16 protein-coding genes are annotated in these 23,651 nt (G+C 68.4%); 9 read left to right on the top strand and 7 right to left on the bottom strand.

Annotated features, from left to right (window positions below; genetic code table 11):
• Positions 1-2: 2 nt before the first annotated feature.
• The 4 genes from ABXJ56_RS11060 to manA form a co-directional block, all read right to left on the bottom strand.
• Positions 3-1,415, bottom strand: a complete 1,413-nt coding sequence (locus tag ABXJ56_RS11060) for a DUF5719 family protein (protein WP_353999718.1) — start codon at positions 1,413-1,415, stop codon at positions 3-5.
• Entirely contained in the window at positions 1,412-4,267 is a 2,856-nt protein-coding gene (locus tag ABXJ56_RS11055; protein WP_353999717.1) for a glycosyltransferase, read from the bottom strand. The genes ABXJ56_RS11060 and ABXJ56_RS11055 overlap by 4 nt, the downstream gene beginning before the upstream one ends.
• Positions 4,268-4,356: 89 nt before the next feature.
• A complete protein-coding gene (locus ABXJ56_RS11050) occupies positions 4,357-4,683 on the bottom strand; it encodes a WhiB family transcriptional regulator (protein ID WP_353999716.1) in 327 nt (108 codons plus the stop codon).
• A 161-nt stretch (positions 4,684-4,844) separates the two neighbouring features.
• Entirely contained in the window at positions 4,845-5,981 is a 1,137-nt protein-coding gene (manA, locus tag ABXJ56_RS11045; RefSeq protein ID WP_353999715.1) for a mannose-6-phosphate isomerase, class I, read from the bottom strand.
• Between the two features lie 80 nt (positions 5,982-6,061).
• Between manA and ABXJ56_RS11040 the strand changes: the two genes are divergently transcribed.
• From ABXJ56_RS11040 to ABXJ56_RS11010, 7 genes are all read left to right on the top strand, one after another.
• Positions 6,062-7,465 (top strand): O-antigen ligase family protein, encoded by a 1,404-nt coding sequence (locus ABXJ56_RS11040; RefSeq protein ID WP_353999714.1) that lies wholly within the window; start codon positions 6,062-6,064, stop codon positions 7,463-7,465.
• On the top strand, positions 7,462-8,775 hold the full coding sequence (locus ABXJ56_RS11035; protein ID WP_353999713.1) for an O-antigen ligase family protein: 1,314 nt from the start codon (positions 7,462-7,464) through the stop codon (positions 8,773-8,775). The genes ABXJ56_RS11040 and ABXJ56_RS11035 overlap by 4 nt, the downstream gene beginning before the upstream one ends.
• 106 nt (positions 8,776-8,881) lie before the next feature.
• On the top strand, positions 8,882-10,792 hold the full coding sequence (locus ABXJ56_RS11030) for a glycosyltransferase (RefSeq protein ID WP_353999712.1): 1,911 nt from the start codon (positions 8,882-8,884) through the stop codon (positions 10,790-10,792).
• Positions 10,789-11,754: a glycosyltransferase gene (locus ABXJ56_RS11025; RefSeq protein WP_353999711.1), complete on the top strand. Its 966-nt coding sequence runs from the start codon at positions 10,789-10,791 to the stop codon at positions 11,752-11,754. The genes ABXJ56_RS11030 and ABXJ56_RS11025 overlap by 4 nt, the downstream gene beginning before the upstream one ends.
• A 77-nt stretch (positions 11,755-11,831) precedes the next feature.
• A complete protein-coding gene (locus ABXJ56_RS11020; protein ID WP_353999710.1) occupies positions 11,832-12,743 on the top strand; it encodes a rhamnan synthesis F family protein in 912 nt (303 codons plus the stop codon).
• Positions 12,740-15,898, top strand: a complete 3,159-nt coding sequence (locus tag ABXJ56_RS11015; RefSeq protein WP_353999709.1) for a glycosyltransferase — start codon at positions 12,740-12,742, stop codon at positions 15,896-15,898. Before ABXJ56_RS11020 ends, ABXJ56_RS11015 begins: the two co-directional genes overlap by 4 nt.
• The gene (locus ABXJ56_RS11010; RefSeq protein ID WP_353999708.1) at positions 15,895-17,460 is read left to right on the top strand and encodes a DUF2142 domain-containing protein; all 1,566 of its coding nucleotides are present in this window, start codon (positions 15,895-15,897) and stop codon (positions 17,458-17,460) included. The genes ABXJ56_RS11015 and ABXJ56_RS11010 overlap by 4 nt, the downstream gene beginning before the upstream one ends.
• Before the next feature lie 12 nt (positions 17,461-17,472).
• On the opposite strand, the gene ABXJ56_RS11005 is transcribed toward ABXJ56_RS11010, so the two are convergent.
• From ABXJ56_RS11005 to ABXJ56_RS10995, 3 genes are read right to left on the bottom strand one after another with little or no spacing between them, the layout of a single operon-like run.
• A complete protein-coding gene (locus ABXJ56_RS11005) occupies positions 17,473-18,531 on the bottom strand; it encodes a glycosyltransferase family 2 protein (protein ID WP_353999707.1) in 1,059 nt (352 codons plus the stop codon).
• A gap of 56 nt (positions 18,532-18,587) precedes the next feature.
• Complete coding sequence (locus ABXJ56_RS11000) at positions 18,588-19,517, bottom strand: lysylphosphatidylglycerol synthase domain-containing protein (protein ID WP_353999706.1); 930 nt, start codon at positions 19,515-19,517, stop codon at positions 18,588-18,590.
• Entirely contained in the window at positions 19,508-20,374 is an 867-nt protein-coding gene (locus ABXJ56_RS10995; RefSeq protein WP_353999705.1) for an NAD-dependent epimerase/dehydratase family protein, read from the bottom strand. The genes ABXJ56_RS11000 and ABXJ56_RS10995 overlap by 10 nt, the downstream gene beginning before the upstream one ends.
• Before the next feature lie 42 nt (positions 20,375-20,416).
• Between ABXJ56_RS10995 and ABXJ56_RS10990 the strand changes: the two genes are divergently transcribed.
• Together ABXJ56_RS10990 and ABXJ56_RS10985 are read left to right on the top strand one after the other, a co-directional pair.
• Positions 20,417-21,583 carry a glycosyltransferase gene (locus ABXJ56_RS10990; protein WP_353999704.1) on the top strand — a complete coding sequence of 389 codons (1,167 nt, stop codon included), beginning with the start codon at positions 20,417-20,419 and terminating at the stop codon, positions 21,581-21,583.
• Positions 21,580-23,649 carry an acyltransferase family protein gene (locus ABXJ56_RS10985; RefSeq protein WP_353999703.1) on the top strand — a complete coding sequence of 690 codons (2,070 nt, stop codon included), beginning with the start codon at positions 21,580-21,582 and terminating at the stop codon, positions 23,647-23,649. Before ABXJ56_RS10990 ends, ABXJ56_RS10985 begins: the two co-directional genes overlap by 4 nt.
• Positions 23,650-23,651 lie beyond the last annotated feature (2 nt).

Genomic DNA, 23,651 nt, shown 5'->3' with positions numbered 1-23,651 from the left:
CGTCAGGGGTAGACGATGATCGGCGGGGCCGCGGCATCCGCCGGCCACACCGGGTAGCCCGCGAGCGCGCCGTCGCCCGAGACGGAGACCGCCGCACGGAGGGGGACGGATGCCGCGTCCAGCGTGTAGACGGTCTCCGGAGCGAGCCGGAGGGTCGTGCTCTCCCCCGCCAGGACGATGACCTCGACGCGCGAACCCCCGTTCGCCGCCGCGAGGACGACCGTGGCGTCGGTGTCGCCCGGGTTCAGCAGGCTCAGCACGGGTTCCGGACCGGCGGGGGTCGCGAAGACGCTGGGGACGTCGATGAGCGGCGCGGGCGTGTACCAGGCGAAGTCGTCCCCCGCCTCGAATCCCGTGGCCTGCCAGACGGCACTGACGACGGGCTGGTCGGAGGTGACGTCGACGAGGTAGGTGCCGTTCTCCAGCCCGCCGAGGTCGACCTCCAGCGGCTCCCCGGCGACGAGGTCGACCTCGGTCGGGGTGAGGGCGGGGGAGGTGGAGCCGATGGGCGTGACGGTCACGCGGGCGGTGGCATCGGTCGAGGGCGAGAGCACCCGCACCAGGGTCGCGACCTGGGCCGCGTCGCCGGTGCCGCCGGTGACGGTGACTCCCAGGATCGCGGCATCCGTCGTCGGCTGAGCGAGCGCGCCGACCTGGTCGACGCCGCCGGCGGTCAGGGTGCGCGTGATGCTCGACTGGAGCGATGCCTGCACCGGCGCCCCCGTCGCCTGCACGCGCACGACCGGGCGCTCTTCGCCGATGGCGAGTCCGGCGAGCGGGACGACGCCCTGGGAGCGCGCCGGCACCACGACACCCGCACCGCCCGGCGGCACTGTGACCCCCTCGGCGCCGAAGACGGCGAGCTCGACCGTCGCGGCCACGTCTCCCGGGTTGCTCAGCACGACGAGATCGGCGGCCCCCGTGGCGGCGGACCCGCCGACGAGCCACGACTCGAGGAGCGGCGGACGGCACGCGGATGCCGCGTACCCGGCGAGGTCGGCCTCGGCGATCTGCGCGGAGGCGGCTGCGGCGATGTCGGCGCGGGTGCGCCCCTCGGGCAGCGCGGTGAACGCCGCACCGCCGTCACCCTCGGTGAGGAACGGTGCCGCGAGCGCGACGGGCTCGGGCACGGCGACCTCCTCGCGCGCGCCCGCGGTGACCGCCGCGCTGGCCGCGATGCTCAACCCGTCGGCGGCGACCGGGTCACGGCCGAGGGAGAGGAGCCCTCCCCCGCACGCGAGGACCACGGGGGCGGGGGCAGGCACCGCGGCGATCTCGGCCGGTTCGCGCTGGATGGCGGGCCACGGCGCGGTGAGGCCGGCGACGACGGCGACGACCACACCCGCAGCGAGCGCACCCCCGCCGATGAGCCGCGCTCCCGCGCGGGCTGCTCGCCGTCCCCGTCCATCGCTCATGCGGACACTCCTGTCGTGGGGCCGACCGTGCGGGGCGTCCGGCGTGCCTCGCGTCGGGACGCGGCGGTGGGAACGGCCAGCAGCAGCGCGATGCCGACGACGACCAGCTGCGAGATCGCGATACCCGTCGCGATGTCGCGAATGGCAGTCGGCTCCGCCGGACGCGGCGTGATCTCGGAGGTGATGCGCCAGAGCGTCCCGCGAGCGGTCTCACCCACGCCGTCGAGCGTCGCGCGCTGAGCGATCGCGTTCGCCGCCGACAGCCGGGTGCCGCGGGCGATGTCGGATTCCGGCGGTGCGGCCGACGCGAGCAGCACGAACCCGACTCCGCGGGAGGCGAGGGCTTCGACCGCGCCATCGGCGGACGAGGTGACGAGGTCGGCCGCGATCTCGGCGACGAGGACGTCGGCCGGTGCGGCGAGAGTGCGCGTGCGCAGCGACGTCGCCTGACCGTCGAGGGTCTCGGTGGCGCCCCAGACGACGCGCGCGGAGAGTCCGCCGTCGTTCTGCGGCGTGAGGATCATGGTGCCCACGTTCGGATCGCCGCGTCCCTCCGCGCTGACGTAGGCGGGGAGAGTCGAGGCCGGCCCATCGGTGAGGTTCGCGGTGCCGCGCGCGACGGCGGTGAGGGGCGGGACGGCGAGCGCGAGCACGCACAGGCAGACGCCCGCACCGACGAGCACCCGCGTCCAGCGCGCGGGCGCGGGGAGCCCCGCCTCGAGGGTCACGGTCGCGCCGCCGACGAGTCCGAGCCACGCAAGGCTGAGCGCCGCGCCCGGCCAGATCGCGACCGGCACGGACTGCGCGAAGGACACCGCCACCCCCACGACGGCGAAGGCCGTCCCGAGTCCGAGGGCGGCGACGACGAGCATCGCCACGCCCTGGGGCCAGCGACGGGTGACGGGGGCGAGGAGGGCGAGCATGAGCACCGGGGCGGCGAGAAGCGGAACCCACCAGGACGGGGCGTCGCCGAGGAGCGGCATCCAGCCGAGGAGATCCGGCGTCGGGATGCCGAAAGCGAGCAGCGTGCGCCCCGCCGCGTCGGCGGACACCTGCCCCCCGGTCCACACGAGACCGGGGTCGGCGAGGAGGGCCCACCCGTCGCCGTCCGCGACCGCGCTCCAGATGAGGGGCGCCGCGAACACCACGAGCGGCACGATCACCCACACGAGCCGGCTCGCGCCCCGGCCGCCGAGGGCGGTGAGGACGACGAGCATCGCGAGGAACCACAGCACCACGAGCGCCGGGACCAGGGACGGGGATGCCGCGGCGACCGCGACGAGGAGCAGCGACGCCATGCCCGCGCCGGTCCACGAGCGGTGGGCGACGGATCCGGTGATGAACAGCCACGGGAGGAGCAGATGAAGGAGCACCGCCGCCGGGCGACCTGTCGTGAGCGCCGCGAGGAAGGTGGGCGCGAGCGCCCACAGGACACCGGCGATGATCCGCAGCGACGAGCGCTCGGTCAGGCGCGTCGCGGCGAACCAGCCGCCGAGGGCGGCGAGCGGGAGGGCGGCGATCCACAGGATCACGAGAGACAGAGACGGCGCCCACGGGGTGAACGACCCGACCAGGGCGACCATCGCGGCGAACGGGTCTGCCGGCGCGATCGTCTCGAAACCCTCCGAGCGCAGCCCGAAGCGCGTCTGCGCCCAGAGCTGACCGAGGTCGGCGGTCAGCGGGAGGATTCCGCCCCCGCCCAGGACCGGCCAGGCGAGGAGCGCAGGGAATGCAGCGACCGAGACCGCCAGAGCACCGAGGACGAGCCAGGGCGCGCCGCCCGAGAAGAAGCGGAGCTCACCGCGGCGGTGGGCGCCGGCGACGAGGTCGTCGACGGGCTCGTGGTCGAGGCGCTCGCGGAACTCCGCGCGCGTCATCCGCAGCTGGTCCAGCTGCCGCCACGAGGTCGTGCGGTTCTTCGCGATCCGGCGCCGGGCGCGCACGAGGGCTGCCAGGCGCACGGTCACCAGGATCGATGCGGCCCACTCGGGCCCGATGAGACCGGGCTCCTTGCGCACGAGGTGCAGCAGCGAACGCGCGAGGGCGAGCGGGAGGAGGGTCAGCCAGTGCAGCGGCACGACGAACCACGGCGCGTAGGCGAGGCGGCGGTGCAGCTGCGCGGTCCGGGACGACAGGGCGGCGGCGCGGCGACGCCCGGCGGTGAGCGGTTCGGGTTCGCCCGCCACGCCGTCCCCGGCCGTGGCGACGACCGCACTGGAGACCAGCGAGACACGGTCGCCGGCGAGGCGCGCGCGGACGCCCAGATCGAGACCCTCGTCGGCGCCGAGGAGCGCGCGGTCGAGGCCGCCGAGCGCGCGCCAGCGGTCCGATCGGACGAGAAGTCCGCGCACGTCGGCGCCGAGCGCGTCCTCGCGCGCGTCGTGCTGGCCCTGATCGAGCTCGCCGTCGGAGACGCCGACGGCCCGGCCGCCCCGAGTCACGGTGACCCCGAGCGAGACGATCTCGGTGCGGTCGTCCCAGCGGACGACCTTCGGGGCGACGTAGGCGACGGTCGGCGAGAGCTCGAGGATTCCGGCGAGACGCTCGAGAGCGTCGGGCTCGGGGGCGGTGTCCTGGGCGAGGAGCCAGACCGCGTCGCCGTCCAGGCGGCGGGTCGCGAGCGCGACGGCTTCGGCGTAGCGCGTGGAGGCGGGAGCGCTGATCACGCCCTCCGCGGGGGCGGCGGAGACGACGTCACGGACGCCCGGGTCGTCGCCGCAGACCACGATGGTGAGCACGTCGACGGGGCGGGTCTGGGCACGCAGGGACGCGAGCGTGCGACGCAGGTGGTACGCGGCCGGCGTGCGCCCGTCGGGGCGCACCACGAGCAGGGCGTGAACTCGGAGGGGCATGACGTCGACAGCCTAGGCGGCGGTGGCGCGGGGCCGTGGCGCACGCGCCGTGGCGCGCAGAGCGCCGAGGGGACGGGAGCGGATGCCGCTCAGCCGGCGCGACGCTTGAGCTTGCGACGCTCGCGCTCGCTGAGACCGCCCCAGATGCCGAAGCGCTCGTCGTTGGCCAACGCGTACTCGAGGCACTCGGTGCGCACGTCGCACGTGGTGCACACGCGCTTGGCGTCGCGGGTCGATCCGCCCTTCTCGGGGAAGAACGCCTCAGGGTCGGTCTGAGCGCAGAGGGCGTCGGTCTGCCACGCGAGGGCGTTCTCTTCGTCCTCGACAGCCGGTCGACGCACACCCGGCACACCGAGGTTTACCGGATCGACGAACCAGTCTTCTGGAACGCCGGAACGATAGTGCGAAGTCGTCATCTCTCGTTCTCCCCCCTGGGAATCCCCCGTCACGCGTTTTGCGCTTGAGTAATTACACCCGTGTCATTCCCGGAGGTCAAGTCGCAGATAGTAAATCCTCAACCCGGTATTGAACCTTTGCGACGCGCCGGGCGTGTCGACCGATCGGTAACGGTCCGATCTCACTGGCCGGGAGTCGCGATGAAGACGGTGCCGCTCCCCCGGAGGGTGAGGGCTCCCTCGTCGGCGCTCGCGAACACCGCCTGTCCGGGGCGGAGGCCCACGGCATCCGATCCCGCGGAGGAGACCTCCACCTCGCCCGCCACGGCGAGCGCGATCGCATCGCCGGATGCCGGGAACTCGACGTCGTCGTCGGTGAGTTCGACGCGCACGAGAGCGAAGTCCGACACCGGGACCGGGTACCGCGCGACCCCGGCCGAGACGGCCTCCGCGGCGACGGTGGGAGCGGCGGACGGCCGGGCGTCCAGCACGCTCAGCAACTCGTCGATGTCGATGTGCTTCGGCGTGAGCCCGCCGCGGAGCACGTTGTCGCTCGCAGCCATGAGCTCGACGCCGAGCCCGGACAGGTAGGCGTGGAGGACGCCGGCGGGGACGAACAGCCCCTCCCCCTGCCGGAGCTCGACGAGGTTCATCAGCATCGCCACGACGATGCCGGGGTCGCCCGGGTACGCCGCGTTCAGCTCGGCGACCAGCGCGAGCTCGGCGGCGAACTCCTCCGACGATGCGGCGAGCGCGGCGTCGATGACGGCGCGGGTGTCGCCGTCCGAGGAGGGCGACAGCACCCACTCGATGACGTCGGCGAGGGTGTCCACGGCGGTCGCCAGACGCTCGGCGAGCGGCGCCGCCGACAGGCCGAGCTCGGCGATGAAGCGGCGCGTGGCGTCCAGATCGCGGATACCGGCGAGCGCGCGGAACGTCGGGCTCACGGCGACGATGAGCTCGGGCTTGTGGTTGGCGTCGCGGTAGGTGCGCGTCGGGGCGTCCCGGTCGATGCCGGCCGACTCCTCACGGGCGAACCCCTCGATGGCCTGCGGCCGGGAGGGGTGCGCCTGGATCGACAGCGGAGACCCCGCGGCGAGGAGCTTCAGCAGGTAGGGCAGCGCCTGCTCCTGCGCGTCCGTCGCCCCCAGCACCTCATCGAGGCGGCCGTCGGGCGTCTCGGCCGGGTCTCCCGGATGGGCGCCGAACCACACCTCCGCCTCGGGGCGTCCGGAGGGCTCGCGTCCCTCGAGTTCGGCGATCAGCGTCGTCGAGCCCCAGGCGTAGTCGCGCGGCTCATTGCGGAGGGGTGCCAGCATGCCCCCACTTTATTGCGCGGCCCCTCGCACGCCTGTCGCGCGCAGGGCGCGCGCGGGCGGCGGGGGTACCCTGAGGGACGATGGCCGTCCACTCGAAGCACCCCGCGTCGGCACCGCCGACCGCTCCGGTGCGCGAGAAAACCGGACACCTGCTGCTCCGGGGCTGGTGCATCCTCGTCCTCGTCCTCGCCCTCGGCGGCACGGCGTGGGTGAACGCGTTCGGCGAGACCGTCGCCGCGGTCGGGGCGATCGCCTCCGGCATCCTGTCGGTCGTCCTCTGGATCGTCGTGCGGCCGCCGGTCCAATGGCGGCGTCTGCCCTGGTTCGCCGTGGCCTACGTGGCCTGGGCGACGGCCTCCCTCCTCTGGTCGGCGTGGCCAGCGACGACGGCGCTGACGCTCCTGCTGCTGTACATCACCACGGTGCAGGCCCTCTTCGTCGGCACCGTGCTGACGTGGGCGGAGCTCGTGCGCGCAGTGGCATCGGCGCTGAAATGGGTCATCGGCCTCTCGCTCGCGTTCGAACTGTGGGTGTCGCTGGTCATCGGCGGGCCGCTCCTCCCCGGCTTCATCGTTCCGAGCGAACCGGCGGCCGATCCGATCCTCTACTGGTCGCGCGACAACCTCTTCGACGGGGGGCGCATCCAGGGGATCATGGGCAACGCCAACCTCCTCGGCTCGGTCGCCCTCCTCGCGATCATCGTCTTCGCCGTGCGCCTCGGCGCCCGCGCGCCCCGGCGGGTGACGCTGTGGATGTGGATCGCCGTGTCGGCCTACCTGCTGGTGCGGTCCTCGTCGGCCACGGCGTTCGTCGCCGGAGCCATGGTCCTCGTCGTGCTCGTCACGGTCCTGCTCATGCGCCGCGCGCGGCGCCCCGGCGAGCGGACCCGCTACTACATCGCGTACGCCGTCATCGCGGTGGGGGGCGGGCTGACGCTCTGGACCCTCCGCGACGCGATCTTCGGCGCCCTCGGCCGCGACTCGGATCTCACCGGGCGCGAGCAGATCTGGGAGCAGGTGCTCGCCCGGGCGAACGAGCACCCCGTGATCGGGTGGGGCTTCGCGACGCCCTGGCTCCCCTCCGACCCCGCGTTCGACGGATGGATCATCGACCACGGCCAGACGGTCATGCAGGCGCACAACGTGTGGGTGGACGTGTACCTCCAGCTCGGCGCGATCGGGGTGGCGCTCCTCGGCCTGGTGTACCTCGCGTTCGTCTGGCGCGCGTGGTTCTTCGCCGTCGACCGGCCCCGGTGGGACCTCCGCGCCGACCGCCCCTACTCCGCGCTCACCCTGCTGCCGACGCTCGTGGGAGCGGTCGTGCTCGTGCAGGGGTTCGCGGAATCCACGCCGCTCCTCCTGTGGGGCTGGATGTTCGTGGTCATGTTCGGCGCGAAGATCAAGCAGTCGCCGCACGTCGGCGTCGGTCCCGCCGAGCAGAGCGCGGCCATCGAGCGCGGCGAACCGGCGAAGCAGGCCCCGTGAGCGGCGGGGGCACCGCCTCCCCGGGGTGGGTGACGACTCTCCTCGCCTCGGCCTCCTTCGCCCACGCCTACACGCTCACCGTCTTCGCGGCGGTCTTCTCGTCGTTCGCGATCGAACGGCTCACGAGCCCCCTCACCCACGTGACGATCGTCGCGGGGCTCTGTCTCCTCGGCATCGGTGTCCTGGCCGCACGTCGCGAGGAGATCGCGCTGCTGCGCCTCGTCCCTTTCACGGTGCTCGCGTTCGTCGCCTGGGCGATGATCAGCGCGCTCTGGAGCACGGATGCCGCCGCCACGCTCCGGAACGGGCTCACGCTCGCGGGCATCGCGCTGCTCGCCGTCGTCATCGGTCACGTCCGCGACACCCTGCAGACCGTCCGCGCCCTCGGCGATGTCCTGCGGACGCTCCTCGGCATCTCGCTCGGGGTGGAGATCCTCTCCGGCATCCTGCTGGACACCCCGTTCCGCTTCCTGTCCGTGGAGGGGAACCTCGCGTCCCTCGGCCCGGTGCAGGGCATCTTCGGCACCCGGAACCTGCTCGGCTTCGTCGCGGTGCTGGCCCTCATCACCTTCCTCATCGAGTACCGCACGCAGTCGGTGCGCACGGGCGTCTCGCTCGCCTCGGTGATCCTCGCGGGATCGCTCGCGGCGTTCAGCGACTCCCCCACCGTCCTCGTCCTCGCCGTCGCCGTGGGGCTTGCCGTCGGTGCGCTCGTGCTCGTACGTCGCGTGCGTCCAGAGCGCCGGCGCGCGGTGCAGTTCGCCCTCGGCGGGGTCGTCGTCGTCGGGATCGCCCTGGGCTACGCCCTGCGGCATCCGATCGTCGCGCTCCTCGGCGCCGGCACCGACTTCTCGATGCGGGTCGACCTGTGGAACCTGATGGTCGACTACCTGCGGTTCCGTCCCGTCCAGGGGTGGGGCTGGTACGGGCCGTGGGACGACGGAGAGTTCCCCTTCAACGCGCTGAACTTCGCCCTGCGCGCCGATCACGCCACCGGCCTCAACTCCTACTTCGACGTACTCCTCCAGCTCGGCTGGCTGGGCCTTCTCCTCTTCCTCGCCCTGGCCGGCATCGCCCTCGTGCGCGCGTGGCTGGTCGCGACCGAACGACGCTCCGTCGTCTACGCCTGGACCCCGCTCATACTCGTCGCGCTCCTCGTCGACTCGATGTTCGAGAGCTTCACCCTCACCGGACTCGGCTGGCTCATGCTCGTCCTGTGCGCCGTCCGCGCCGGGCAGTCCCGCTCCTGGCGCGAGCGCATCGGCGAGCGCCTCGACCCGCAGCTGCCGCCCGCCGCACCGGGCTTGTGAAGGTGACGCGGCATCCGTCCTCCCGGGGAACGCGCGAGAGGGCACGGTAGGCTTACGCCTCGGCCCGACGCCCTCGGCGCCCCCGCCTGCCTTTCGGAGAAGCCCCGTGCCCCACGTCCTGCAGAACGTCGTCTTCCCGACCGACCGCGACCCGGACCTGCTGCCCCTGTACGTCGACCCCGAGACCTGGTCGGTCATCGACGAGGAGCCGGTGCGGGTGTCGAACCGCGCGCAGCTGGGGAACATCCTCGGCCGCACCACGGCCCGGATCGTCGCCGGCCGACGGGTGTCGTTCGGCACCTACTTCAACGCTTTCCCCGCGTCGTACTGGCAGCATTGGACGCCGGTCCGGCAGGTCACTCTGACCGTCGACACCGAGGGCACGGCGACGATCCTCGTCTACCGCTCGAACGGCGCCGGTGTCCGCCAGCGACTCGAGACGCGCGAGGTCCAGGGGGTCGAGCAGTCGACGTTCGAGCTCGTGCTCGACCAGTACAGCGACGGGGGCTTCATCTGGTTCGACATCGTCGCCGACGACAACACGGCGATCTTCCGTGGCGCGCAGTACAGCACCGAGCAGGTGCCGGCCCGCGGCGGCAAGGCCTCGATCGGGATCACCACGTACAACAAGCCCGACTACTGTGTCGGCACCCTGCAGGCGCTCGCGGCCGAACCGGAGGTGCTCGAGCTCATCGACCGCATCTTCCTCGTCGACCAGGGAGACCGACGCGTCGATGCCGAAGCCGAGTATCCCGAGGTCGCCGCATCCCTCGGCGACACGCTGCAGGTCATCACCCAGCCGAACCTCGGCGGCTCGGGTGGGTTCGCCCGCGCGATGTCCGAGTCGCTCGAGCGCCCCGACAGCGACTTCGTTCAGCTCCTCGACGACGACGTGCGGATCGAGCCCGAGTCTCTCCGACGCTCGGTCGTCTTCGGTCGCTTCGCGAGCACTCCGACGATCGTCGGCGCGCACATGTTCGATCTCCTCGACCGGCCGAAGCTGCACGCGTGGGCCGAGGTCATCGACGACGCGCCCTTCATGTGGCGTGCGCTCTACCAGGAGAAGCTGCCGCACGACTTCAGCGTCGCCAACCTCCGGCAGTCGCCGATCCTGCACCAGCGGCTGGATGCCGACTACAACGGCTGGTGGATGTGCCTCATCCCCCTGTCGATCATCCGCGAGGTGGGCCTGGCTCTGCCCGCCTTCATCAAGTGGGATGACGCGGAGTTCTGCATCCGTGCCCGCAACGCCGGCTTCCCGACGGTGTCGATGCCCGGCGTCGCGCTGTGGCACGTCTCGTGGGTCGGCAAGGACGACTCGATCGACTGGCAGGCCTACTTCCACGCACGGAACCGCATCGTCGCCGCGCTCCTGCACTCCCCCATCCCCGACGGCGGGACGCTCCTGCGGCACAGTCGTCGTGTCGACCTCAAGCACCTGATGATGATGCAGTACTACCCGGTCGCCCTCCGCCACCGGGCGCTGCGCGATGTCCTCTCCGGCCCCCGTCACATGCGCGCCAACCTCGCCACGGCCATGCCCGCTGCGCGCGCTCTCGCGAAGTCGTTCCCCGAGACCGTGGTGCACAAGGACGCCGGAGTTCCGCTCCGCGCCCGCCGCGGGCGCGTGGTGTTCAAGAAGCTGAAGAACCACGAGTTCGACAGTCCGCGCGGTTGGCGCCTGCGCTGGTTCACCGCGACCACCCTCATCGCACACTGGCTGCACGCGCCCAAGCCCGAGAACGTCAGCCACCCCGAGGTCGAGTTCGGCAAGCTCGATGCTCACTGGTGGCGCGTCCCGCTCTACGACAGCGCCCTGGTCAGCGCAGCCGACGGCTCGGGCAAGAACATCTACACCCGCGACCGGGCACAGTACCGACGGATGCTGCGCGACACCGTCCTCCTCCACCGCCGTCTCCGGCGTGAGTGGCCCGCCCTGTCGGCGAGATACCGGGCAGCAGCGGCCGAGCTGAGCTCGGTCGACGCGTGGCGACGCACGTTCGGGGAGGGCGCATGAGCACCGCGACCGCGTTCGACCCCGCATCCGCGACGATCGCGATCGTCACGTACAACCGTTCGGGTCTGCTCACGCGCCTCCTCGGCAGCATCGCGTCGATGGACCCTAAGCCGGGACACGTCGTCATCATCGACAACGCCTCGACGGACGACACCGGCGACGTCGTGGAGTCGTTCCGCGACAAGGTCGGGTCCGAGCTGGTCTACCGCCGGATGGAGACGAACACCGGCGGATCCGGCGGCTTCAGCGAGGGAATGCGTGTCGCGCACGAGATCGGCTCCACGTGGATCTGGCTGATGGACGACGACGTCGAGGTCATCCCCGACGGGCTGGCGAAGATGGGCAAGTGGGCCCCGCGCTTCCAGAGCATCCAAGGACGGCGTTACGACTACGACGGCAGCGAGTTCTACTGGCAATACCGCGTCGCCGAGCCGCTCGGCATCCCGATCCCCTTTGCTCCCGCCGGTTTCGACGCCTCCGGGTACAAGGAGATGAACTCCGGATGCTTCGAGGGCATGTTCATCCACCGCGACATCGTGTCGCGGATCGGCCTCCCCGACCCGCGGTTCTTCATCTACTGGGACGATCAGCTCTACGGCTGGCTGGCATCCCGGCAGACCACGTCGGTGATCGTGGACGAGTTCGTCCTCCGCCGCACGCGCGAGATCAAGCAGTGGGACATGGGCATCCGCCACATGAACGCCTCGAGCAACGCGTACCGCTACTACATCATGCGCAACCGGGCATACATCAAGCACTACTACCGGGAGCTCGGCGTCTACCGCCCCGTGCCGTTCGCGCTCGGCACTGCTCTGACCTTCGGCAAAGAGCTCATCCGGCTCTTCTTCGTCGAGCGCACCGTCCGCGGCACCTCCAACCTCTTCCGCGGCCTCCGCGACGGCGGGAAGATCTCGCGCGACCGGTCCTGGAAGCCGATGCCGCCGTTGGAACGGGAGGTGTGATGACGAGGCGACTTGCGATCCTCGCGCACTACAACGCTCGGGGTGATCTCGCTCCCCATGTCCGCCGACAGCTGGACATGCTCGGGCGCTCCTTCGACCGCGTCATCGTCGCCTCGACGAGTTCCTTCACCGAGGTTGCGAAGCGACAGGTTCTCGAACGAGCAGACCTCATCGAGCGAGCGAACCTCGGCCAAGACTTCGGATCGTGGCACGAGGTGCTCGAAAGGGAGGATTTCGGAAAGCGGTTCGACGAACTCCTCCTCACGAACGACTCATATGTCAGCGCTGTCGATGACCTGGAGCCGATCATCTCCGCGATGGCCGGTCGCCCCGTCGAGGCGTGGGGAATGACGAAGACGTGGCGGCACCAGGAGCACATTCAGAGCTACTTCGTCTATCTCACACGACCCGTGATGAAGTCCACGACGTTCGACCGGTTCTGGGCTGAGTTCCGGCCTGCCCGTGATCGCACGTCCGCGATCATGAATCAAGAGATCGGTCTGAGCGCCTCGCTGCGGTCGGCGGGGTTCCGGTTGGGGTCTTACTTCCAACCGACCACATCGGAGCGGCGTCTGGCGAACGCGCGCGGCGTCCATTGGCTCTGGCGCCGCCGTCGGACGTTTCCAACGAAGTTTCACGGCTTCGGCGACCATTTCCGCATCCGCCATGCGCTCGACCCTCAGGAAAGCAACAATCTCAACTGGGCGACGGATTTCGCTGACTTCGTGTTCGATCGTCGCCGCTACCCCGTCGTGAAGTTCGACACGCTCCGCTACGACCCGCACTGGCTCGGCGCCGACCGTCTCATGGCCGATTGCGAACGAGCCTTTCCGGAGCATTTTGACGGCGTGAGGGAGTACATCGACGCGACCTCCGCGGCCTACCCGGGGAGGCCATTCGAGAACTCGGGGCCTGCACGCCTCACTACGCTCGAGCGCGCAACGGTCGGATACCGCAGACAAGGTTCACGGAAACGGAAACTGGCATGAGTGGTCCCTGGGACGCCGCACTGAGCGTGGCGCGCGAGATGCGCCGAGTGCCCGGCCTTCGGCGGGCATTCGAGAACACCGACGATGCTCGACGCGCACGCCGCCTCGAGAAGTCAGGCCTGATCGACACCCACCTGTACGCGCGTTTCCTCGATGTGGAGTCCATCACTGCCGCCGAAGCAGCTCGCCACTACGTGCGATGGGGTCACTGGGCAGGGCTGACGGTGAACGCCCTGATCGATGATCGTGCGTTGCGAGCGACGCTGCCGACCCACGGTCGGCCTCCCATCTTCGAGTACCTCTGGACCCGAAGTTGGGATCGCTCCGTCAGTCCCGAGTGGGATCTCGCCCGTTACACCAGCGAGCACCCGGACTCGCTCTCGCATGAGCACGGCCCCGTAGGGCACCTCTGGGAGAGGGTACGGCAGGACCCATCTGTGGAGGTGCCGACAGCTTCGGGTGGACGGATCCCGTTCCGCGAACTTCGCACCCGACAGCTGGACGCCTTCTCCGAATGGGCTCGGTGGGATGCGATGCGCCGGTCCCGGAATCTCCGACGTCACTATCGCGGCGAGAAGACGTTGGGCGATTGGGATCGGGTGGACGAGGCCCCTCTCGTCAGTATCGTGCTGGCAACGTGGAACCGCTCGGGAGAGCTGCGCCGGGCCGTGGAGTCCGTTCTGGCGCAGACGTGGCAGCGGTGGGAGCTTCTCATCGTCGACGATGGATCGTGGGACGACACCGCCGTGATCGCAGGCGTCCTCGCCACTCGCGATCCCCGAGTGCGCTTCCTGCCGGAAGAACATCGCGGCGTCGCGCAGGCGAGGAACACCGGCATTCACGCCTCCACGGGTGAGTTCGTCGCGTTCCTCGACAGCGACAACGCCTGGGAGCCCCGCTTTCTCGAAGAGATGATGCTCGGCATGCGTGCTGGCGAATCCGTCGCGTTCTCGACTATCGAGGTGGACAACGGCACGCATCGACTGTTCCGGGAATCACCTGCAACGCCGGAGAATCTGAGTCTCGGCAACGTCGTCGATCTCAACACCCTCGTCGTGCGTCGCGATGCTCTCATCGAGGTCGGTGGATTCGACGTGGGCTTGCGGAGGGCGGTCGACTACGACCTCATCCTGCGCTTGTCGGCGAACCACGAGATCGTCCATGTTCCCGTTCTCGGCGCGATCTACGAGAACAAGTTCAGCGCGGGGTACCGGATCTCGACGAGCGAAGCGCTCGGCTGGAACACCCTTGTGCGACTCAAGGCGTCGATCGACTGGGAAGCGGTCCGTAATCGCCCGTTGCAGCCCGGAACGGCGTACCTCTTGATCTCCACGCGCGCCGACCCCTGGCTCGACGAACGCCTCGATGCGGCAGCAGAGTTCGGCGACCTCGCCGATACGACGGTGCACGTCGCCATGCTCGACCCGTCCCCCAGCGAATGGCTCGCGGCTTCCCGGCTCGCGGGCTCCTACGCGCATGTACGGCTCCACATGTTCGCGTCCGGGGAACCCTACGCCTACGTGGTGAACACGGTGGTGGCGACCGTGGACAGGGAGCACCTCGTCGTGGTCGAGCCTTCCGTACGCTGGCAGGGCGAGGACCTGCAGCGGATCGCCGCGGAGCTTGACGAGAAAGCGGCACGGGTCGTCGCTCCGGTCCTTCTCGCGTCGGACGGCACCATGCGCGGAATCGGTGCCTTCTTCCCCAAGCCCGCAAGCCCTCCCTGCGACATCCTCGAAGGCCATCCCATCGAAGACGCCCTCGCCTTGGGCGCCCTCGTCGACGTCCCGGCGCTCACCGGGCGTACGTTCGGCGTTCGTACGCGAGACCTCGTCGCAGTCGGTGGGCTGAATCCGCTGATGTACAACGAGTTCGACCTTCCGGCGCTCAGCGTGACGCTCGCGACGACTATTCCCGACATCCGCTTCACCGCGCTGCCCGGCATACAGATGCGTCACCTCGCCCTTCCCTTCGACTTCGAAGCGCGCGACCCGCTCGGGAGCAGGGCCGCGGTCAGAGAACTCACGAAGGATGTCGTGGTCCCGGCAATAGACGGGCTTCTCGCGCCACTGGAGATGAGCGTTGCCCATTTCGAGGTACGTGACGAACCCGTGGTCGTCCCAGTGAGCGAGGAGGCTCCAGACGCCGCCCCGGTGATCCCGACCCTCAAAGCTGTCCTGCAGCGTTCCAGAACTCCCCTTCGCGTCTCCGATCGGAGTACCCGTCCCCTTCGTTGGGCGATCCGGGTTGCTTCGCCGCGGTGGCCCGTGGGGGCGACGTGGGGCGACACGCATTTCGCCCATTCGCTCGCAGACGCCCTGCGACGTCTGGGGCAGCAGGTCATCATCGATCATCACGAGACGGGAGCACGAAGGACTGCCTACCTCGATGACGTCACGCTCGTGGTGAGAGGCCTCGACGACGTGCGTCCGGTGACCGGCGGGGCGTCGATGCTCTGGATAATCAGCCACCCCGAGCTGATCAGCAAGAGCGAGATCGGCGAGTACGACGCCGTCTTCGCGGCCTCATCATTGTGGGCCGAACAACAGAACTCGCGCTGGAACACGTCCATCACACCTCTCCTGCAGTGCACCGACGCCAGCGTGTTCTCACCCCAGCCCGGGCCCGAGGATCAGGGCATTCTGTTCGTCGGGAAGAGCCGGGGCGTGGCCCGGCCCGTCGTCGTGTACCCGTACCGGGCCGGTGTGCCTCTGCGTGTGATCGGAAGCGAGTGGGAGGGGATTCTCCCGCCGGAAGCCGTGGAGGCCCCGTACGTCCCCAACGGAGAGTTGGGATCGCTGTATGGATCTGCGACGGTAGTGCTCAACGACCACTGGGCGGAGATGCGCCGCGATGGGTTCATCTCCAATCGGATCTTCGATGTCGTAGCGGCGGGCGGGCGCGTGATCAGCGATCGAGTCGAGGGGATCGAGGAGATCTTCGGACCCGCGGTCGTCATGTACGACTCTCCTCAGCATCTGGTCGACCTCCTTCGAGGTGATGTCACGGCTCTCTTCCCGTCACGGCCGGCGCTCGCGGAGATCTCCGAGCGTGTGAGAGCAGAGCACAGCTTCGATGCCAGAGCGCGGGTGCTCCTCGACCGGGCGACGGGCTTGCTCGCGCCCGGGCGGTCGATCCGCGAGGGGAACGCGTGAACCTCGATCGAAACAGCCCGTCGACAGTGGCAGCACCTTCGGACTCAGCGAAGCGGAGCGCTCCGCGGGTGGTTTGGGTCCTTTCCGTGGCGATGATGCTGCTGACAGCAACGTGGTCGCTTCTCACCCCGCAGTTCCTGGCGCCGGATGAGTCCGCGCACTTCGCATCCTCGGTGCGGGTGTCCGAGGGCTTCTCGTGGCCCGACCCCGCGACGGCGAAGTTTCCTGCTTCCGTGGAAGCGGCGGGAGAGCAAGCGCGCGTACCGCATTCAGACCGGAGCACGCTGAGCGATCTGGACCGCGCACATCCTGGTGATGGCGAACGATACGACCAGATGACGCAGCATCCGCCGCTGTACTACATCTTGACCGGCGGGGCGCTTGCGGCTCCGGGAGTAAGCGACCTCGTTTGGGATCAGGCGATGCTGATCGCTCGCCTGTTGGGCGCGTTGCTGGCCGCTCCGCTGGTATGGCTGACCTGGAACACCGTGACGACGCTGACGAAGTCCTCGCGGATGGGAACCGTCGCCGCCTTCAGCATCTTCGCCGTACCCCAGCTCCCGCAGACGATGGGTGTCGTCACCAACGACAGCTTGGCGATCCTTGCGGCCTGGACGACGACCTGGTTGGCCGTGAAGATTCTCTGCGGCGACCGCAGGTGGCCATGGATCGTCGGGCTGGGGGTCGCGTTCGGGTTCGGTTGTCTGGTGAAGGGTACGGTGCTCCCTCTGGGCATCCTCCTGCCTCTCGTTCTGCTTCTCGGGGCAGGCGGAGAGAAGTGGAGTCGTCGGCTCACACAAACCGCGGCCGCGCTGGCAGTGGCATTCATCACGGGCGGGTGGTGGTGGGCACGAAACGTCCTCCTTTTCGGGACGCTGCAACCTGACGGCCTCGTCCAAGACTCGGGGGTGCCTCCGGCCGGCGGACCGAGCGTGGGGTACTACATCGACGAGGTCTGGTCGACGACTCCGACGACGTTCTGGGGCTGGTTCGGTCGAGTGAACGTGCCGCTGCCCGAGGTTCTGGTCGATGTGCTCACGATCAGCTGCGCACTTGTAGTGATCGTGGGCACCTTCCGTCGCAGTGAGACCCTTCGATCTTCGGCTGTGCTGGCTGCTCCTGTGATTCTGGCGACCGTCCTCTTCGTCAGGACGAGCTGGGTTGCGTACGAGGACACGGGCGCCGTTCGGGGTCTCCATGGGCGGTACTTCTTCCCCGTCCTGCTGGCGATCGTCGCGATCGCGGCGATCGCTGCCGCGAACATCGTGGTGACGCGATCGGCTCGACGGGCATTCGGGCACGCCGTAGTGGGGGGAGCCGCTGCCTTGACGATTACCGGACTTGGAGTCGCATTTCTCGGTTTCTACGCCGATAACGCCTATGGCAATTGGCGACTCGGGTTGGACGCGTGGCTCCACTCGTACTCGCCCGTGCCCGGTGCTGTGACCCTGGGCGTGCCCTTCGTCGCCCTCGCCTCGCTCGCGCTCGCGCTCGCGATGTACCTGGCGTCCGAGCGGACTGCCGCCGTCGAGGATCGGTCGGCGCCCATCCAAACGGCGTGAGGAGCGCAGTCGTCACCTGGTGGGCGGCTGTTGCCAACCCCGCCGATGGTGCACCGCATCTGCGCTGACGGGCAGCGAAGGGTGACGCGCGGCGTCTCGATCACTCACCGTGGCGGGATCGATCACCCGCTCAGGCGCGTACTGCAGCAGCTTGATCCGCTCGAGAGAGTCCTCGAGCAGAGTGCGATTCGTCCGCAGCATGTCCGATATGACGAGGAGCGCAAGGCAGAGTAGCGAACCGACCAGGAGAGAGCTGCCCAAGACGAGCGACTGGATGTGGTCACCGGCAACGCCGAGCCACGTCAGGATGAGAAACCGCCCGAAGGGTATCGCTGCTCCGAGGAAGAAGAGTGCGGCGAGGGTCAGGAACACCGCGTGCGGCTTGAACATCACATAGCTCCGCATGATCGCCTGCGCAGAGCGACCCATGTGCTGAAAGATGTTCGTGAACAGTCGCGATTCGCGCGTCTTGGCATTGGTCGTGATCGGAAGGCTTGCGATCCGGAGCCGCTTATTCCCCGCCTGGATGATCGTTTCCATGCAGTAGCTGAACTGCGTGACCACATTTAGTCTCACGAGAGACTCGCGAGAGTAGGCACGGAATCCACTGGCCGCGTCGGGGAGGTCTGTCTCCGCAGCGAAGTTGACCACGCTGCTGCCGATACTCTGCATCATCTTCTTGAACGCGGAGAATTCCGCGATGGTCTTCGTCTGGCGATCGCCGATGACGATGTCAGCACTGCCCGACAGAATGGGCTGGACGAGCCGACCGATCTCGCGCTGAGGGTACTGGTTGTCCCCATCGGTATTGACGACGATGTCGGCCCCATGCTGGAGCGCGTAGTCGACGCCGTCACGGAAGGAGCGTGCCAACCCCATGTTGCGGGTGTGCAGGACGAAGTGCTTCACTCCCGCGGCCTTGGCGACCGCCACGGTCCCGTCCGTCGACCCGTCGTCGACCACGAGCACGTGGATCTCGTCGACGCCCTCGATGTGATCCGGGATACCCGCCAGCACGTCGGGAAGAGTCGCTTCCTCGTTCAGACACGGAATCTGGACGAACAAGCGCATGACAATCTCCCAAAAAAACGGTTACCGCGATCGCGGATGCCGCGGTCGATTGTAGCTCAGTGCTGACCCGCGCCCGATGCCGGCGCCCTCGGTGAAGATCGCGGACGACCGCCCAGCGTCAGCCCGATCGCCAGCCCGGCGGCGTCCGCCGCCGTCATGAGGACTCGGCTGATGACAGCCAGGCTGAGTGCTTGCGCGGGCTCCACGACGTTGGCGAGAGCGAGCACGAGCGCCGCCTCGCGGGCCCCGATACCCGCGGGGGCCACGACCACCAGGAAGCCGACGAGCCAGGCGAACGCAAACGCACCCGCGGCTATCGCGAACGAGGCCGCCGGAGCGAGGTCGCGAAGGAGCATCCACGCCTGAAACCCGAGCAGGAGCCACATGAGCAATGACCACAGGATCGACTCGAGCAGAGCACCACCCCGGATTCGCGCAGGCTGCTGGTCGCGCTTCGCGACCCGAAGTGCGAGCCCGGCTATCCTGTGCAGGATCGGAGGGGCCAGGCACGCCGCCAGGCCGAGGGTCACAAGCAAGACCCACCAGTAGGTCGACAGCGTTGCCGGGGCGGCGGCGACAAGACCGACGCAACCCACGACACCCGACGTCACCACTCCGACGACCATCGCCACGATGGATCCCGTCATCGCGCTCGATCGGTTCACGCCGTGGTCCCGCGCGAATTCGGCTTGCGCGAGCACCGGCCACACGGAGCCAGGAATGTACTTTCCCACCTGCGACAGCAGAAAGACTCTCAGGCTCTCCGTGATCGTGGCGCCGAAACCGACCGATCGCATCACGGCGCGCCAGGAGAGCGCGTTGACACCCAGAGCCAGAAGGCACGTCAGGAAAGCCGTTACGACGGAGGGCCACGTCATCGATTCGATCGCGGCGAGAAACTGGTCCCACGACGCGTAGATCGCCCACGCGATCAGTGCGACCGCCACACCGAGGAAAGTGAAACGCAGGGCGGACTTCAAAGACATTTCACCCACTCCCACATGCGGCCGATACCCACGTGGAGCGGGGTACCAGCCGTCCATGCGATGGCGGCGGCGGCCCGCTCCACGTCGAGCCAGGTGGAGTCCGGGTCGATGCCTCGACCCTCCCGACGCTCCACGCGAATCTCGACCTCGTCAGACACGACGCCCGTCAGAGTGTCGAGAAGTTGTTGCAGCGAGGTGGGGACCCCGGAACCGATGTTGAGCACGTCCGGTGCATGAAGCGCGCCGGTCGTTCTGACGACTGCGTCTGCGACATCGTCGACGAACACGTAGTCTCGCGCGACGCCGGCATCGCCGTAGATGCGAATCGCGTCCCCTGCGAGAGCTGACCTCATCCATACGCCCAACACGCCCTGACCTCGGACACCCTGTTGACCGGGGCCGTAAGCGTTGGACACGCGCAGGGCGGTCACCTCCAGGTGGGACTCCCTCGCGACATCCTCCTGGCGCAACTTGTACTGTCCATACGCGTTAGGGGGCCTCGGAACACTCCGTTCGGAGAACGGGGGCTGAGGAGGCGCACCGTAAATGGCCCCCCCGGAGGACAACAGGATCAGCCGGGGAGGGCGCTCCTGCTCGGCCAGTACCTCGAGGGTGTTCCGGAAGTACGCGAGCTCTGCCGCCACAGCATCAGGATCCTCGAATGCGACCAGCGGGCTTATCCCGCCGGCGGCCCACACGATGGTATCGACGCCGATCACACAGGATTGGGGCACGCCGTCGCTGACGATCGGGGTCTCTCTCGTGATGCAGGAAACCGTGGAGGGAGTTCCCCTAAGCGCCCTGACGATCGCGCCCCCCAAGAAGCCTCGAGAGCCGACCACTGCGATGTCATACACTTACTGCTCGCCGCCCGTTCATTTCTCAAGAAGTCTGATTCTATGGCCAGGTTCCGCATCCTCGTTCTTACGTCGACCCTTCCCGGTCGAGTGGATGACGGCACCCCAGCCTTCGTGGCAGACCTCGCGCTCGAGATGGGGAACGACTATGACGTCCGGATCCTCGCACCGGCGGTACCGGGGGCGGCGAGACGGGAGAGACTGTCGGAGCACGTTGAGGTGCATCGATTCCGCTTCTTCCCCTCCAAGTGGGAGGACGTCGCAGACGGAGCCATCCTGGAGAACGTCCGGCGCCGGCGCAGTCGTCTGCTGCAGATCCCGTTCCTGCTCGCAGGCCTGGCGTTCGCGATCACGTCGAGCACCAAAGATTTCCGGCCGGACGCGGTTCACGCCCACTGGATCATTCCGCAAGGAGCCGTCGCCTCGGTGACAACCCGCGGAGTGCCGCTCGTCGTGACCACGCTCGGCGGCGATCTCTACGCACTGAACTCTCGCCTCTTCGCGCGGATCAAACGCAGAGTGTTGCGCGGAGCGGCAGCTGTGACGGTGATGAACGAGGACATGAGAGGCATTGCCATCGCGCTCGGCGCACGGCGCGAGACCACACACGTGATGCCGATGGGGGCAAGGCTCTCGCCGCGCGGCCCGCGGCCCACGCGCACTGAGGGTCCCGTCGTACTTCTCGCAGTAGGGCGACTGGTGGAGAAGAAGGGCTTCGACGTCCTTCTGAGAGCCCTGCGCGATGTCTCATCTCCCTACCGCCTGCAGATCGTCGGAGACGGCCCGGAACGCGCGCGCCTCGAGGCGCTGGCCGCTGGCTTGCCCGTCGAGTTCCTCGGCCAGCTCGGGAGAGCTGACCTGTCCGAGGTCTACGCGCGCAGCGACATCGCCGTGTTCCCCTCCCGACGGGCGTCTACCGGCGATCAAGATGGACTCCCCGTTGCGATGCTCGAAGCGATGGGCGCCGGGTGCGCCATCGTGGCGTCAGATCTCCCGGGATTGGCAGAGGCGATCCAATCGGGCCGATCCGGCATCATCGTCCGACACAGTTCCGAGAAAGAACTCAGAGACGCGATCACCGCCCTCGCGACGGACGAAGGGCATCGAGAGGCGCTGGGGAAGGCTGCGCGAGAACGGTCCCGAAACTACTCCGTCGAAGCGGTCGGCGCCGGCTATGTCGACCTCTTCCGGAGCATTCTCCGACGTTGACTTTACTCGCGCCGGTCCGTCGTCGGAGGGACTTGCCCACCTCCGCGTTCCGCTCCGACATCCAGGCTCTGCGAGCAGTGGCCGTGGGTGCGGTGCTCATCTATCACCTCTGGCCGGATCAGCTCACGGGCGGATTCGTCGGCGTCGATGTCTTCTTCGTCATCAGCGGGTTTTTGATCACAACGCATCTGCTGTCGGAGGTGGCGCGCACTCGCCGTATCGATGTTCCTCGATTTTGGGCGAGGCGAGCCAAGCGGCTGCTTCCCGCAGCGCTCCTAGTGCTGGCTACGTCCGCCATCGCCACCCTCATCTGGGTTCCCCGTTCGCTATGGGACCAGTTTCTGGGCGAGGTTGTCGCCTCCACCCTGTATGTGCAGAACTGGTTCCTCGCATCGGCAAGCATCGACTACTCGGGTGCGGATAACACGCCCTCCCCCGTTCAGCATTTCTGGACTCTGTCGGTCGAGGAGCAGTTCTACTTCGCACTCCCCCTGCTTCTCCTCACGGTCATCGGGATAGCTGCCCGCCGCGACCACCGGACCGCCGTGTGGGTCACGCTCGGCATCATCACGCTCGCCTCTTTCGTGTACAGCGTCTGGTACACCGAGTGGTCGGCGGCGTCAGCGTATTTCTCGACATTGACCCGCGTCTGGGAATTCGGCGTCGGAGCCTTGATCGGTGCGCTCCGACCGCTCCGCAACAAGGCGGCCCCCGGCTGGATCGCACTCTTCGGCCTTGTGCTCATCGGGTTCGCCGCCGCCACCTTCAGCTCGAAGGTGCCCTACCCCGGCGCAGCTGCGCTGCTCCCCGTCGCCGGCACCGCGGTGATCCTGTGGGTCGGCTCACGCACGTTCGTCTCCCGCATGGGAGGGCTTCGGCCGGTGGCATTTCTCGGACGTGTGTCCTACGGCGCGTATCTCTGGCACTGGCCACTGATCGTTCTGGCACCGTACTGTATGGGACGCCCCATCGGCGACATCGAGAAGGTCGCGATCCTTGCGCTGACTCTCGTGCTGGCTTGGGCTTCCACACGGTGGATCGAAGATCGCGTGAGGTTCTCGCCACGCCTCCTCGGCTCGGCGCGTCCGAGGACTACAGCGGCGTGGTCTGTGATCGGTATGGCAGTGGTGCTGTCCACAGCCTCGATCGGCTTGGCGTCCAATGCCGCAACGGAGGCGGAGGCAGAGACCGCAGCAGAAGCGATTCTGGCAGGCGACCCTCCTTGCTTCGGCGCCGCGGCCCTTGCGGAAGACTGCGAAAATCCAGATCTCCGTGACACCGTGATTCCCGCGGTACCCAACGCGGCGGACGACGACAGCAATCGAGCCGACTGCTGGTCGCGGGGAGACGACGGAGACGTCCGCATCTGCTCGCTCGGCCCAGATTCCGGCTTCGACCGACACATTCTCGCCGTCGGCGACTCGCACAACAACACACTGATCGCGGCGTACGAACGGATCGCCGCGGAACGCAACTGGAGGATCGATGTGGCCGGGCGGGCGGGGTGCTATTGGACCGAAGCACTTCTCGTGCAACCCACGCGAGAGCTCGAGACGGCGTGCGAACAGTGGCGAGCGGAGATGAGTGCGCACATCCGCGAAGCGGAGAATCTCGATGCGATTCTCGTGACGAAAGGTCGGCGGAACTTCGCAGAAGAAGTACGTTCTCCAACGGGAGCTTCTGCGGAGTCCGCCGTTGTCGGAGGAATGGCCGATGCGTGGGCGCAGCGAGCGAACGACTCGACTCCGATCCTGGCTCTCGTGGACAACCCACTTCTCGGCGAGGTCATCGCTTGCGTCGAAGAGGACCCCACCACCGCGTCGGCGCGGTGTGCGGTGCCTCGTGAACGCGCTCTCTCGCTCGAAGACGGGATGGCTGAGGCAGCTGCGCTCGACCCGAACGCAACGGTCATCGACCTCACGGAGTTGTATTGCGATACAACGAGTTGCTCGCCCGTAGTCGCGGGGGCTCTCGTCTACAGAGATGACCGGGGCCACCTGACGGCGACGTACGCGCGGACGCTCGCTCCCTATCTGGGAGACGCGATCGCGATGGTCATCGAATGAGA

This window comes from Microbacterium aurantiacum, from assembly GCF_040532595.1.
Lineage (GTDB): Bacteria > Actinomycetota > Actinomycetes > Actinomycetales > Microbacteriaceae > Microbacterium > Microbacterium chocolatum_B.
This window is presented reverse-complemented; position numbering and strand designations above follow the sequence as displayed.